This is a genomic window from Nocardiopsis sp. EMB25 (genome assembly GCF_026797795.1).
GTDB classification, from domain to species: Bacteria; Actinomycetota; Actinomycetes; order Streptosporangiales; family Streptosporangiaceae; genus Nocardiopsis; species Nocardiopsis lucentensis.
Genome location: NZ_JAMTDN010000001.1, coordinates 4,251,363 through 4,264,166, shown reverse-complemented (window position 1 = coordinate 4,264,166; position 12,804 = coordinate 4,251,363). Strand labels below are relative to the sequence as shown.

The 12,804-nt window shown below is 72.6% G+C and carries 11 protein-coding genes; 9 read left to right on the top strand and 2 right to left on the bottom strand.

Translation table 11 applies throughout. The features are described 5' to 3' along the window. Window positions 1–258: 258 nt before the first annotated feature. From groES to guaB, 4 genes are all read left to right on the top strand, one after another. Complete coding sequence (gene groES / locus KIK06_RS18470; RefSeq protein WP_017597127.1) at window positions 259–567, top strand: co-chaperone GroES; 309 nt, start codon at window positions 259–261, stop codon at window positions 565–567. 119 nt (window positions 568–686) lie between these two features. Next, entirely contained in the window at window positions 687–2,297 is a 1,611-nt protein-coding gene (gene groL, locus KIK06_RS18465) for a chaperonin GroEL (RefSeq protein WP_017597126.1), read from the top strand. A 202-nt stretch (window positions 2,298–2,499) separates the two neighbouring features. After that, window positions 2,500–3,153 (top strand): RNA polymerase sigma factor ShbA, encoded by a 654-nt coding sequence (shbA, locus tag KIK06_RS18460; protein WP_394296839.1) that lies wholly within the window; start codon window positions 2,500–2,502, stop codon window positions 3,151–3,153. Between the two features lie 313 nt (window positions 3,154–3,466). Then, window positions 3,467–4,957, top strand: coding sequence for an IMP dehydrogenase (gene guaB, locus KIK06_RS18455; RefSeq protein WP_017597124.1), 1,491 nt, complete (start codon window positions 3,467–3,469; stop codon window positions 4,955–4,957). A 108-nt stretch (window positions 4,958–5,065) separates the two neighbouring features. On the opposite strand, the gene yczR is transcribed toward guaB, so the two are convergent. Then, a complete protein-coding gene (gene yczR / locus KIK06_RS18450; RefSeq protein WP_268644376.1) occupies window positions 5,066–6,532 on the bottom strand; it encodes an aminotransferase-like domain-containing protein in 1,467 nt (488 codons plus the stop codon). Between the two features lie 61 nt (window positions 6,533–6,593). Between yczR and KIK06_RS18445 the strand changes: the two genes are divergently transcribed. Both KIK06_RS18445 and KIK06_RS18440 read left to right on the top strand, forming a co-directional pair. After that, complete coding sequence (locus KIK06_RS18445) at window positions 6,594–7,766, top strand: trans-sulfuration enzyme family protein (protein ID WP_268644375.1); 1,173 nt, start codon at window positions 6,594–6,596, stop codon at window positions 7,764–7,766. Between the two features lie 121 nt (window positions 7,767–7,887). Continuing rightward, window positions 7,888–9,024 carry a Kelch repeat-containing protein gene (locus KIK06_RS18440; RefSeq protein WP_268644373.1) on the top strand — a complete coding sequence of 379 codons (1,137 nt, stop codon included), beginning with the start codon at window positions 7,888–7,890 and terminating at the stop codon, window positions 9,022–9,024. Between the two features lie 79 nt (window positions 9,025–9,103). On the opposite strand, the gene KIK06_RS18435 is transcribed toward KIK06_RS18440, so the two are convergent. Beyond that, window positions 9,104–9,670 carry an RICIN domain-containing protein gene (locus KIK06_RS18435; RefSeq protein ID WP_268644371.1) on the bottom strand — a complete coding sequence of 189 codons (567 nt, stop codon included), beginning with the start codon at window positions 9,668–9,670 and terminating at the stop codon, window positions 9,104–9,106. A 212-nt stretch (window positions 9,671–9,882) separates the two neighbouring features. Here KIK06_RS18435 and KIK06_RS18430 point away from each other — a divergent pair, with 212 nt between their 5' ends. The 3 genes from KIK06_RS18430 (at window position 9,883) to KIK06_RS18420 (ending at window position 12,686) form a co-directional block, all read left to right on the top strand. After that, window positions 9,883–10,989 carry a GuaB3 family IMP dehydrogenase-related protein gene (locus KIK06_RS18430; protein ID WP_268646065.1) on the top strand — a complete coding sequence of 369 codons (1,107 nt, stop codon included), beginning with the start codon at window positions 9,883–9,885 and terminating at the stop codon, window positions 10,987–10,989. 185 nt (window positions 10,990–11,174) lie between these two features. Next, the gene (locus KIK06_RS18425; protein WP_268644370.1) at window positions 11,175–12,056 is read left to right on the top strand and encodes a lytic transglycosylase domain-containing protein; all 882 of its coding nucleotides are present in this window, start codon (window positions 11,175–11,177) and stop codon (window positions 12,054–12,056) included. An 81-nt stretch (window positions 12,057–12,137) separates the two neighbouring features. Then, complete coding sequence (locus KIK06_RS18420) at window positions 12,138–12,686, top strand: hypothetical protein (RefSeq protein ID WP_268644367.1); 549 nt, start codon at window positions 12,138–12,140, stop codon at window positions 12,684–12,686. Window positions 12,687–12,804 lie beyond the last annotated feature (118 nt).

Below are 12,804 nucleotides of genomic sequence, written 5' to 3'. Positions count from 1 at the left end.
CCGCCGTGCTCCCGGCGCTGTTCCACCGTGTCCCCGGCGTTGCCTCGCCCCGTGTGTTCCCGGCGGTGGGTCTGCTGACCAGCGGCCCTCGCCACATTTCCATTCTGGCACTCGCAGGGGTAGAGTGCTAACCGCGACGAGGCCGGTCTGGCACCCGCGACGACAGGCCGCCGCGGTCGCCCCTTTTTTCGTAGCCGGTCCGTGCTCGCGCGCGGGCCGATGTCAGGACACCGAAACCTTGAAGGGGGAGGTCACACCGTGTCGACCGCCACCAAGACCGTGCTGAAGCCGCTTGAGGACCGCGTCGTGGTCAAGACCCTGGAGGCCGAGCAGACCACCGCCTCCGGTCTGGTCATCCCGGACACCGCCAAGGAGAAGCCGCAGGAGGGCGAGATCCTGGCCGTGGGCCCCGGCCGCCTCGACGACAAGGGCAACCGCGTCGCCATGGACGTCAACGTCGGCGACGTCGTCCTGTACAGCAAGTACGGCGGCACCGAGGTCAAGTACGACGGTGAGGAGTACCTGGTCCTGTCCGCCCGCGACATCCTCGCGGTCGTCGAGAAGTAGGTCTCGACCGGGGGCTCGCTCCGAGCCCCCGGCCAGCCAGTTCTCCGCATCCCGCACCGGTCGGCATCACGCCGGGCGGGCGGGATGTTCCTTTGCGACCACAAGAGGAAGTACTCACCATGCCGAAGATCCTGGAGTTCGAGGACGACGCCCGCCGCGCCCTCGAGCGGGGCGTCGACAGCCTCGCCAACGCCGTCAAGGTGACGCTCGGCCCGCGCGGCCGCAACGTCGTCATCGACAAGAAGTTCGGCGCTCCGACCATCACCAACGACGGTGTCACCGTCGCCCGTGAGGTCGAGCTGGACGACCCCTACGAGAACCTGGGCGCCCAGCTCGTCAAGGAGGTCGCCACCAAGACCAACGACGCCGCCGGTGACGGCACCACCACCGCCACCGTGCTCGCCCAGGCGCTCGTCCGCGAGGGTCTGCGCAGCGTCGCCGCCGGCGCCTCCCCGATGTCCCTGAAGAAGGGCATCGACGCCGCCGCGGAGAAGGTGTCGCAGATCCTCGTCGAGCGGGCCCGCCCGGTCGAGGAGCGCGCCGACATCGCCTACGTCGCCACCAACTCCGCCCAGGACGCGCAGATCGGCGACCTCATCGCCGAGGCGTTCGACAAGGTCGGCAAGGACGGCGTCATCACGGTGGAGGAGGCCCCGACCTTCGGTCTGGACCTCGACTTCACCGAGGGCCTGCAGTTCGACAAGGGCTACGTCTCGCCCTACTTCGTCACCGACGGCGACCGCCAGGAGGCGGTGCTGGAGGACGTCCGGATCCTCATCAACCAGGGCAAGATCAGCAACCTCAACGATCTGCTGCCCCTGCTGGAGAAGGTCGTCCAGGAGAAGAAGCCGCTGCTCATCATCGCCGAGGACATCGAGGGCGACGCCCTGGGCGCCCTGGTGCTGAACAAGATGCGCGGCATGCTCAACGTCGCCGCGGTCAAGGCGCCCGGCTTCGGTGAGCGCCGCAAGGCCATGCTCCAGGACATCGCGGTGCTGACCGGCGGCCAGGTCATCGCCGAGGAGGTCGGCCTGACCCTGGAGAACGCCGACCTGGACGCCCTGGGCACCGCCCGCCGCGTCACCATCACCAAGGACGCCACCACGATCGTGGACGGCGCCGGGTCGCAGGGCGAGGTCGAGGACCGCGTCCGCCAGATCCGCAAGGAGATCGAGGCCAGCGACTCCGACTGGGACCGCGAGAAGCTCCAGGAGCGCCTGGCCAAGCTCGCGGGCGGCGTGTCGGTCCTGCGCGTCGGCGCGGCCACCGAGGTGGAGCTCAAGGAGAAGAAGCACCGCCTCGAGGACGCCATCTCGGCGACCCGCGCGGCCATCGAGGAGGGCATCGTCGCCGGTGGCGGCGCCTCCCTGGTGCACGCGGCCAAGGCCCTGGACGACCTGGGCCTGACCGGTGACGAGGCCACCGGTGTGGCGATCGTCCGCCGCGCCCTGGTCGAGCCCGCCCGGTGGATCGCGGAGAACGCGGGCGCCGAGGGCTACGTGGTCACGCACCGCGTCTCCGAGCTGGAGGTCGGCCACGGCTACAACGCCGCCACCGACACCTACGGCGACCTGACCGCCGAGGGCATCCTCGACCCGGTCAAGGTCTCCCGTTCCGCCGTCCAGAACGCCGCGTCCATCGCGGGCATGCTCCTGACCACCGAGGCGCTGGTCGTGGACAAGCCCGAGGAGGAGGACGAGGGCGGCCACGGCCACGGGCACGGCCACTAGGAGTCGGCCACCGGAGCACCGGTTCCGGGGCACCTCGTCCGGGGGTGGGGCGCGTCGCCGCCCCACCCCCGTTCACTACCACGGTATTCCCGTTTTGCCCCATAAAAAATGTGGTGCTTTCGGGCGTTTTTTCCAAAACGTGACCATTCCGTAGTTGTCCATTGGAGCGGTTGGGTCCCGGGTTGGGGGCATCATTCGTTACGTGACGGATGCAGGCGCCCGGGGGGGCGTTACCGCGCGGCCGGGAACGCACCGGGACGGAACGCACCAGGATGCGGACCCGGAGACGCGCGACACGGGTTTGAACCATCTGGGGTCACTCGCGGTCCAGGGGGACGACGGGGCCATGGACTCGCTGCTGCGTGAGGTCCGACCCATGGTGGTCCGGTACTGTCGTGCCCGCCTGGCACGGGTCTCCGGTCTGGCCCACTACTCCGACGACGTGGCGCAGGAGGTGTGCATCGCCCTGCTCACGGCCATTCCCCGCTACCAGGACCGGGGGCGGCCCTTCGCGGCCCTGGTGTTCGGCATCGCGGCGCACAAGGTGGCCGACACCCTGCGGGTCGCGGGGCGCGTGGAACTGGTGCCCGCGGACACCGTCCCGGAGCCGCCCGACGACGGGCCGGGCCCCGAGGAGGCGGCGGTCCGGGTGATCGAGGCCCAGCGGGCGAGGGAGCTCCTCGACGAGCTCCCGGAGAGACAACGGAGATTGCTGGTCATGCGGGTGATCGGCGGTCTGACGGCGGATGAGACGGGACATGTACTTGGAATGTCGGCGGGAGCGGTACGGGTTGCCCAGCACCGAGCTATTGCTCGGCTTCGGCAGGTGGCCCTGGCGAACAGACTCCTCCCGTGAGCACGGCCGCAAACGACGCTCCCGTCCCGTCTGTCCCCGCCGCCCCACCGCACCGCACGGTTACTGCGCCCATCCGGCGACCCGGCGCGGCCGCCTGCGCTGACGCCGGTCGACACCGCTTCGGGAGCACCCGTGCGGGTGTGACCGAGGGTGACGCCCGCCCCGATCTCAAACGGTGAGACTGGTCACTTTCCGGCCGTGGTTGCGGGGCGAACGCTCCTTTCCTCGTGAGGCGCACGCGGCCACGCTCTAGGATGAGGTGACACGCGGGGGCGAATCCGCGCAGGTGTGCCGGGATTGCGGAGGTTGTGTCATGAGCGACGAGTACAGCGACTACGGGGACAAACTCCTGCCCCCCGGACTGACCTACGACGACGTGCTCCTCGTCCCGGCCTACTCCGACCTGCAGCCCGGGGAGGTGGACACCACCACCCAGCTCTCCCGCAACATCGAACTGAGCATCCCGCTGCTGTCGGCCGCGATGGACACCGTCACCGAGGCGCGCATGGCCGTGGCCATGGCCCGCCAGGGCGGCGCGGGCGTTTTGCACCGCAACCTGTCGGCGGAGGACCAGGCCAGCCAGGTCGACCTGGTCAAGCGCTCCGAGGCGGGCATGGTCACCGACCCGGTCACGTGTCACCCCGACGACACCCTCGCCGAGGTCGAGCGCCTGTGCGCCCACTACCGCATCTCCGGTGTCCCGGTCACGGACCCCGACGGGTCCCTCGTCGGCATCGTCACCAACCGGGACATGCGTTTCGAGAGCGACCGCTCCCGCCTGGTCCGCGACGTGATGACCACGGGCGAGCTGGTCACCGCTCCCGTCGGTGTCTCCCGTGAGCAGGCCTTCGACCTCCTGCGCAGGCACAAGGTCGAGAAGCTGCCGCTCGTCGACGGCAAGAACCGCCTGCGCGGCCTGATCACCGTCAAGGACTTCATCAAGAGCGAGCAGTTCCCCGACGCCACCAAGGACGCCGACGGCCGCCTCGTCGTCGGCGGCGCCGTCGGTGTCGGCGCCGAGGCCGAGGAGCGCGCGAAGCTGCTGGTCGAGGCCGGGGTCGACTTCGTCGTCGTGGACACCGCGCACGGCCACTCCTCGGGCCTGGCCGACATGGTCGCCAAGCTCAAGGCCAACTCCCGCGCCGACGTCGTGGCGGGCAACGTCGCCACCCGAGCCGGGGCCCAGCTGCTCGTGGACGCGGGCGCCGACGCCGTCAAGGTCGGTGTCGGGCCCGGCTCCATCTGCACCACACGCGTGGTCGCCGGTGTGGGCGCGCCCCAGCTCACCGCCATCCTGGAGGCCGCCAAGGCGTGCGGCCCCGCGAACGTCCCGCTCATCGCCGACGGCGGGCTCCAGTACTCCGGTGAGATCGCCAAGGCGATCGTGGCCGGGGCCAGCACGGTCATGCTCGGCAGCCTCCTCGCCGGCGTCGAGGAGAGCCCGGGCGAGCTGATCTTCATCAACGGCAAGCAGTTCAAGGCCTACCGGGGCATGGGCTCCCTGGGGGCCATGCGCGGCCGCTCCTTCTCCAAGGACCGCTACGCGCAGGCCGAGGTCGCCGCCGAGGACAAGCTCATCCCCGAGGGCATCGAGGGCCAGGTGCCCTTCCGCGGCCCGCTCCAGGCGGTCGCGCACCAGCTCGTCGGCGGCCTGCACCAGTCCATGTGGTACGCGGGCTCGCGCACCGTCGCCGAACTGCGCGAGCGCGGTCAGCTGATGCGCATCACCAGCGCCGGTCTGCGGGAGAGCCACCCGCACGACATCAAGATGACCGTCGAGGCGCCCAACTACAACACGCGCTGACCCGAGGCGGTCCGACCTCCCACGCCCGGTGGCGCCACCCGCCACCGGGCGTCGTCGTGTCCGGGGCGGCTCCCGGCCTCCACCCCCGGCGCCGGACGGCCACCGGACTCACACCGCCATCACCCCGCGCGCCGCGACCCGCGGCCCTCCGGACGCGTCGTAGCGCTCCCACGCGGCGGCGATCCTGCGGACCGCGACGGAGAGCGTCGGCTCGGGGGCCAGGAACGGCAGCCGAAGCCAGGGCGAGGCCCCGCCCCCGGGCGACAGCGTGGCGCCCGGCAGCAACGCGACCCCGTGCCGGAGCGCCACCTGCGCGAACGAGGCCGAGTCGCCGTGCGGCATCCGGGTCCACAGGGTCTGCCCGCCGACCGCCGGCAGGTACCGCCAGCCCGGCAGGAGCCGGTCGATCTCACCGGTCAGCCGCGCGTGGCGGTCACGGAGCTCGGCCGTCCGGCGCGCGACCAGGGAGCCGGGGTCGCGCAGCAGCGCCGCCGCGGCCAGCTGTGAGGCGACGTCGCCGCCCACGTCGGCCAGGGTCTTGGCGCGGCGGAGCCGATCCATCACCGGGGGCCGGGCGCGGATCCAGCCCACCCGCAGCCCGCCCCAGGCCAGTTTGCTCAGGGACCCGACCGTGACGACCCGCTCCCCGCCGGGGAAGGCCGCCAGGGGCGGTGGCGGGTCGGCGGCGAAGCCCAGGTCCGCCATCGTCTCGTCGTCGACGACGAGCAGCCCGTGCGCACCGGCCGCGGCGGCGACCCGGCGCCGGTCCATCGCGTCCATCAGCGTCCCCGTCGGATTGTGGAAGGACGGGACGAGGTAGGTGAGCGCGGGGCGGGCGGCCATCCCCTCCAGCAGGGCCCCGGTGTCCACGCCCCCGGTCCCCACGTCGACCGGCCGCAGCCGTGCCCCGGCCTCGCCGAAGAGGGCCAGTGCCCCCGGGTAGGTCGGCCGCTCCGCCAGGACGGTGTCCCCGGGCGCGACGAGGCAGCGCACCAGCAGGTCCAGTGCCTGCTGTGCGCCGTTGGTGACCAGGACGTCGTCGGGGCCGGTGGGCAGGCCGCGGAGGGTGAAGCGGTCGGCGACGGCGGCGCGCAGTTCCGGGTGGCCGGTCGGGTGGTAGCCGATGTCGTCGGCGAACCCGGCCAGCCGGTCGACCGCCTTCCGGTAGGTGGAGAGCAGTTCCGGAGGCGGGGAGTCGGGGGCCGCGCAGGTCATGACGAGGGAGGCGGTGGGCGGCTCGAACAGGCTGAGGAACGCCGACCCCTCGCTCGGGCCGCCGCCCACGGCGGCCGGGTCGGGCCCGGGGCCGTGCGCCACCCGGGTCCCGCTGCCCCTGCGCCGGGTCAGGAGTCCTTCGTCCCGCAACAGGTCGTAGGCGGCGACCACGGTGCCCCGCCCCACGTTGAGCCGTACCGCCAGACGGCGTTCGGCGGGCAGCCACGCCTCGTGCGGAAGGGCGCCCTCCTCGACCAGGACGCGCAGCCGGTCCGCCAGCGACCGGTAGAGGGGGCCGCGCCCGGCCGCCCACCGGCCGAGCAGGATCGTGAGGTCGTCGGCGCGGATTGGCTCGCTCATGCGGCCAATTGTCCCGGATTGGCTCTGCCCCGGGCGAGGTACCCCCGCGAGGCTGGGGAGCATGACACACCACGCCGAGACCAGGACCGTCCACCAGCCCGCGCCCGTCGTCGAGGGCAGCACGCCGCTGGGCGTGCCCATCTACCAGGCGCACACCTTCGCCTTCCCCGACACCGAGACCATGGCCGCGTCGTTCCAGGGCGCGGGCTCCCCCTTCGTCTACGCCCGCTACGGGAACCCGACGGTGGCCGCGCTGGAGGACGCCGTCGCCGACCTGGAGGGCGGGGCGGGCGCCATCGCCTCCGGTTCGGGGATGGGCGCGATCACCGCCACCCTGTGGGCGCTGCTCGGCACGGGCGGCCACGTGGTCGCCCAGGAACGGTTGTACGGCGGAACGCAGGCCCTGCTGACCACGCTGCGGGAGCGCTGGGGGGTCGAGGTCACACAGGTGGACGCGGGCGATCCCGCCGCGGTGGACGCGGCGCTGCGTCCGGACACGCGGGTGCTCGTGTTGGAGACGATCGCCAACCCGACCGGCCAGGTGGCCGACCTGCCCGCGCTGACCGCGCTCGCCCGTCGGCACGGGGCGACGGTGATCGTGGACAACACCTTCGCGACCCCGCTGCTGTGCCGCCCGATCGAGCACGGCGCCGACATCGTCGTGCACTCGGCCACCAAGTACATGGGCGGCCACTCCGACACGATCGGCGGTGTCGCGGTGTTCGCCGACGCCGGGACGCTGACGCGGGTCCGCGAGCGCACCAACGAGTTCGGCGCCGTCATGGAGCCGTTCGCGGCGTGGCTGATCAACCGGGGACTGAGCACGCTCGGCGTGCGGATGCGGCGGCACTGCGCGAACGCGGAGGAGCTGGCGCGGCGCCTGGACCGGCACCCCGCGGTCACCCGGGTCCACTACGCGGGCCTGCCCGACCACCCCGGCCACGCGACCGCCCGCGAGCTCCTCGACGGGGGCTTCGGCGGGGTGCTCGCCTTCGAGCTGGCGGGCGGATTGGAGGCGGGACGGTCCTTCGCCGAACGGGTGCGGCTCGCGGTGCTCGCGCCGTCGCTGGGCGACGTGCGCACGCTGGTCATGCACCCCGCGAGCACGTCGCACCGGATGCTCGACGCCGAGGGCCTGGCCCGGGCTGGCGTCTCGGAGGGGCTGATCCGGCTCAGCGCGGGGATCGAGGACGTCGAGGACCTGTGGGCCGACCTGGAGCGTGCCCTGGAGTGACCCCCGCGCGCGGGACCGGCGGGCCGTGCGGTACACGGCCGGCCCCGCCGGGGAGGCCTTCGCTACACTCCGCCCCCGGTGGGCGCGCGATGGCGCCCGACGCGTACGGAAGCGGTGTTCGATGAGACGCGTGCTCGGGGCGGTCGTCCCGATGCTGGTCCTTTCGCCGACGGTGGCCTCCTGCGCCACTGTCGGGGCGCAGACGTGGGACGTGGAGGTGACCGTGGACGAGCTGCCGCTGGCGCCCTTCGGTCCCCGTGAGGACCACGGCCTGGCCTGGACGGGTTCGCGGCTCCTGGTCTGGGGCGGGCACGGGGAGGGGCAGCACGACTCCTTCTCCGACGGCGCCTCCTACTCCCCGGAGACCGGCGCCTGGCGTGTCCTGGCGGACGTCGACCTGGAGCCCCGGACCCGCCACAGCACGGTCGTGGTCGGGGACAGGATGCTGGTCTGGGGCGGGTTCACGCCGACCCGCGCGGGCGACGAGGACGCCCACCTGGCCAGGGACGGCGCCCTCTACGACCCGGAGGCGGACTCCTGGGAGCCGGTCGCGGACGCGCCCGAGGCCAGGGACCTGGCGCGCGGCGTGGTGGTCGGGGAACACGTGGTGTTCGGCGGCGGGAGCGCCCCGCACGGGTCCGCGGCCGACTTCCTCGTGTACTCACTGGAGGACGACGACTGGAGCACCGTCGCTCTCCCCTTCGAGCCCGAACCGGGCTTCGCCGTGTACGACCTGGCGGCGCGCGGCGACGCCGTGGTGGCGGTCGGCGGTTCCCCCGAGGGGATCGTCACCATCGGTTTCCGCCCGGGGGACGAGGCCGCGACGGTCCGGGAGGTCCCCGAGGCCGCGGAGACCGGGGGCGCGGACGTGTCCGCCGGCGTGGCGACCGCACCAGGGGGCCCGGTCCTGCTCGCGCTGCGCGGTGATGAGAGCGCGAGCGTGTACGAGATCGACGGCCCCGGACGGGCCGAGCTGGTGGACCGGCGCGACTTCACCGACTTCCGGCCGCCGGTCTCGCACGCGACCGGCGGCCTCATACGCGGGGACATGCACGTCCTGGACGGGCTGGGGCTGCTCGCGACCGGTCCCGGGGAGTTCAGCCTGTGGGACCCCGAAGGCGAACGCTCCCACCGGGCGCGGACCGGGGCGCTCTCCGACTACTGCGGCCCCCTCGTCCCCGTCGTCGACGACGCGCTGCTCGGCTGGGGCGGCCGGGGATGCGGCTCCGCCGGGGTCAGCGTCGGCGTCGACGCCTGACGGACCGGCCCGCCCGCCGCGGGTGGACCGGCGCCGCGAGGTCCCGGAGCCCCCCGCCTCGGCGCGCGGGGACCAGGCCCTACTGGACGGACCGGAGGATCCATTCCTCGTCGGGGCCGGTCTCCGGCGTGCGCTGGACCAGCCGGTACCCCGGGTCGGCCGACGACTCGGCGACCGCGAGGTTCAGTTGGCTTCCGTAGTTCACCAGTTCGGTCGTCCCGGTCTCCGGGTCCTTGTCCAGGCGCCACCCCTGGGCGGGGTGGATGGCGCAGTTCCGCTGGACGATGTAGGCGCCGTTCTGATCGGGCTCGGAGACGGCGAGGCACATCCCGCTATGCCCGTTCCTCAGGTTGTAGTAGCCCGCGCCGCCGTGCACGAACTCCCACTCCTGGTCGGCGATCCCCAGGCAGTCCCACTGGATGACCCAGGCCCCCTCGTCCGTACGCGATCCGGCCACCCCGGCGCACAGGCCGCTGTTGGCGTTCACGAGCCGGTACACGTTCTTCTGAGAGCTCGTGGCGACGCGGTCCGCGGTCCCGCCGCCGTACTCCTCCGCGTGCACGGCCGCTCCGCCGAGCCCCGCCTGGAGCATGGCCGCCGCGCCGATGACCGCCGCCGCGCGGCCGAGGGTTCGTCCACCTCGCATGAGTTTCCCTTCGTTGACCCATCTCGAAACGATGGGTAATCACCTGGAAACTTAGCGTGCTCAGTGGGTTCGTGTGGCCACTTCGGGCACGTGCTCGCGGGGAAGGAGGCGCGGGAGGGCGCTCCACGTGCGGATAGACTCTCCGCGGCAGTAAACGCGCCGGTCCAGCATCCGGCGCAGCACACCTCGAGGGGGATCAAGCGTTGGCTCAGGTGGAGATCGGGCTGGGTAAGAACGGACGCCGAGCCTACGAGCTCGACGAGATCGGGATCGTGCCCGCCCGGCGCACGCGTGACCCCGAGGAGGTGTCCATCGCGTGGCAGATCGACGCCTACCGCTTCGAGACGCCGCTGATGGTCAGCCCCATGGACAGCGTCGCGTCCCCGAAGACCGTCGTGGCCGTCGGCCAGATGGGCGGCCTCGGCGTGCTGGACCTGGAGGGTCTGTGGACCCGGTACGAGGACCCCGAGCCGCTCCTCGAGGAGATCCGCGAGCTCGACGACGTCGCCGCGACCCAGCGCCTCCAGGAGATCTACGCCGCGCCGATCCAGGAGGAGCTGATCGGCCGCCGGATCGAGGAGATCCGGGACGCGGGCGTCGTCACCGCCGCCCGCCTGTCGCCGCAGCGCACCGCCCAGTACCACAAGGCGGTCGTCGACGCCGGAGTCGACCTCTTCGTCATCCGCGGCACCACGGTCTCCGCCGAGCACGTGTCCGGCCGGGCCGAGCCGCTCAACCTCAAGCAGTTCATCTACGACCTCGACGTGCCGGTCGTGGTCGGCGGCTGCGCCACCTACACCGCCGCCCTGCACCTGATGCGGACCGGCGCGGCCGGTGTGCTGGTCGGCTTCGGCGGCGGGTCCGGGCACACCACCCGCTCCGTGCTGGGCGTGGCGGTCCCGATGGCCAGCGCCGTCGGCGACGTGGCCGCAGCCCGCCGCGACTACCTCGACGAGTCCGGCGGCCGGTACGTGCACGTCATCGCGGACGGCGGCATGACCGGCAGCGGCGACATCGCCAAGGCCCTGGCCTGCGGCGCGGACGCCGTCATGGTCGGCTCCCCGCTGGCGCGCGCGACCGAGGCGCCCGGCGGCGGCTACCACTGGGGCAGCGAGGCGCACCACGGTGAGCTGCCGCGTGGCGAGCGGCTCAAGGTCGGCACGATCGGCGACCTGAGGTCGATCCTGCACGGTCCGGCCTCCACGAGCGACGGTTCCATGAACCTCATGGGGGCGCTGCGCCGCACGATGGCCACCGCCGGGTACACGGACCTGAAGGAGTTCCAGCGGGTCGAGGTCGTGGTGAACCCGCACCGCTGACCGGTGACGAGGGCTTCTTTCGGGGGCGGTCCGCCAGTGGGCGGGCCGCCCCCGAGGTCGTCTCCGGCGCGGTTTCCTCCTCCCGTCGCCTGACGCCCCCCGTGACTGAATGACGGCCGTATGCGACCATGGTCCGGATTTTTGCGTCGTATGACCCGACGTTGACCCGGACCCTGGAGGACCGAATGGCTCACAGCGAGCGCCGTGGTGCCCGGTGGAACGGCCCCCTCGCCGCCGTCTGCGTGGCCCTCGCCGTCTGCCTGCTGCTGACGGGCGGGATCGTCTACACGGTCGGCCGGATCTCGACGGCGATGGACGGGTGGGAGGGCCCGTCGGGGCTCGCCGACGGCGGTATCGCGACGCCGCCCGCCGCGGACCTGACCGGACCGCCCGCGCGGGCGGAGGTGAACACCGAGGACGGTCCGCGGGAGGAGCCGAAGGCCGGAGGAGGCGGTGCGGGGGACGCAGGATCGGGCGCGGACGAACGGCAGAGCCCGGGGGCGGGTGTGCTCCGCCCCACGGCGGCGTGGCTCGACGAGGTGTCGGAGGCCACGCGGATCCCGCGCCGCGCGTTGGAGGGGTATGCCAGCGCGCAGCTCGCGATGGCCGAGCGGCAGCCGTCGTGCCAGCTGTCGTGGCCGACTCTGGCGGGCATCGGGTACGTGGAGTCGCGCCACGGCACGTACGCGGGAGGCGAGATCGGCCCGGACGGCACCACGACCGTGGACATCATCGGCATTCCGCTGAACGGTGACAACAACACCCGGGCGATCGCTGACACCGACGGCGGCGAGCTGGACGGCGACGAGCGGTGGGACCGCGCGGTCGGCCCGATGCAGTTCATCCCACGCACGTGGGACCGGTGGGGTGCGGCGCTGGAGGGCGGTACGCCCGACCCGCACGACATCGACGACGCCGCGTTGTCCGCCGCGCGCTACCTGTGCGCGCAGGGCCGGGACCTGACGGTGGCGGCGGACTGGGAGAGCGCGATCCTCGAGTACAACAGCTCCACGGAGTACGTGAACGACGTGTTGGCCTACGCGCACGCCTACGCCGACGCGACCTGACCGTCCCCGGGTTCCGAGGTCCGGGGCCCGTTTCCCGGGGGCGCCGCAGTGGCCCCGGGAAACGGGTCTAGAGTCCGGAGCGTGGACACACGTACGGCCCTGCTGCGCCGCATCCGGATCTGGATCGTTCTCTTCATCGTGGGCCTGGTGGTCAGCGGGGTGACCGCCTTCCCCCTGCCCGCCGAGGTGCGTCTGCTCGAATCGCTCCTGCGGGGACCCCTCGCCCCGGTCGCGGAGGCCCTCCCGGGGCTGGCCGACTGGGTGGACCGGATCCGGACGGGGCTGGACGCCGTCGAGAGCGAGTACCCGTTCGTGCTCTACGGAACCGACTGGCTCGCCTTCGCCCACCTGGTGATCGCGGTGGCCTTCTACGGTCCGCTCCGCGACCCGGTGCGCAACGTGTGGGTGGTCCAGTTCGGCATGATCGCCTGCGTCATGGTGGTGCCGCTGGCCCTGATCTGCGGACCGATCCGGGGGATCCCGTTCTTCTGGCAGCTGATCGACATGTCCTTCGGGGTGTTCGGGATCATTCCGCTGCTCATCGTCCACCGGATGATCCGCCGCCTGGAGTCGCTCGGGACGGAGGCGGCGGAGGGGACGGCCCCGGCTCCTTTCGTCCAGCGCGCGTGACACGCCCGCCGGGGCGGCGACGACCAGCGCCGACACCGCCCCCCGGTTAGCCTGGGAGCCTCTGGCCGGTCCGATGGACAGGGGCTCCCGACGGGTATCCGCCTGGGAGGAGCACCAT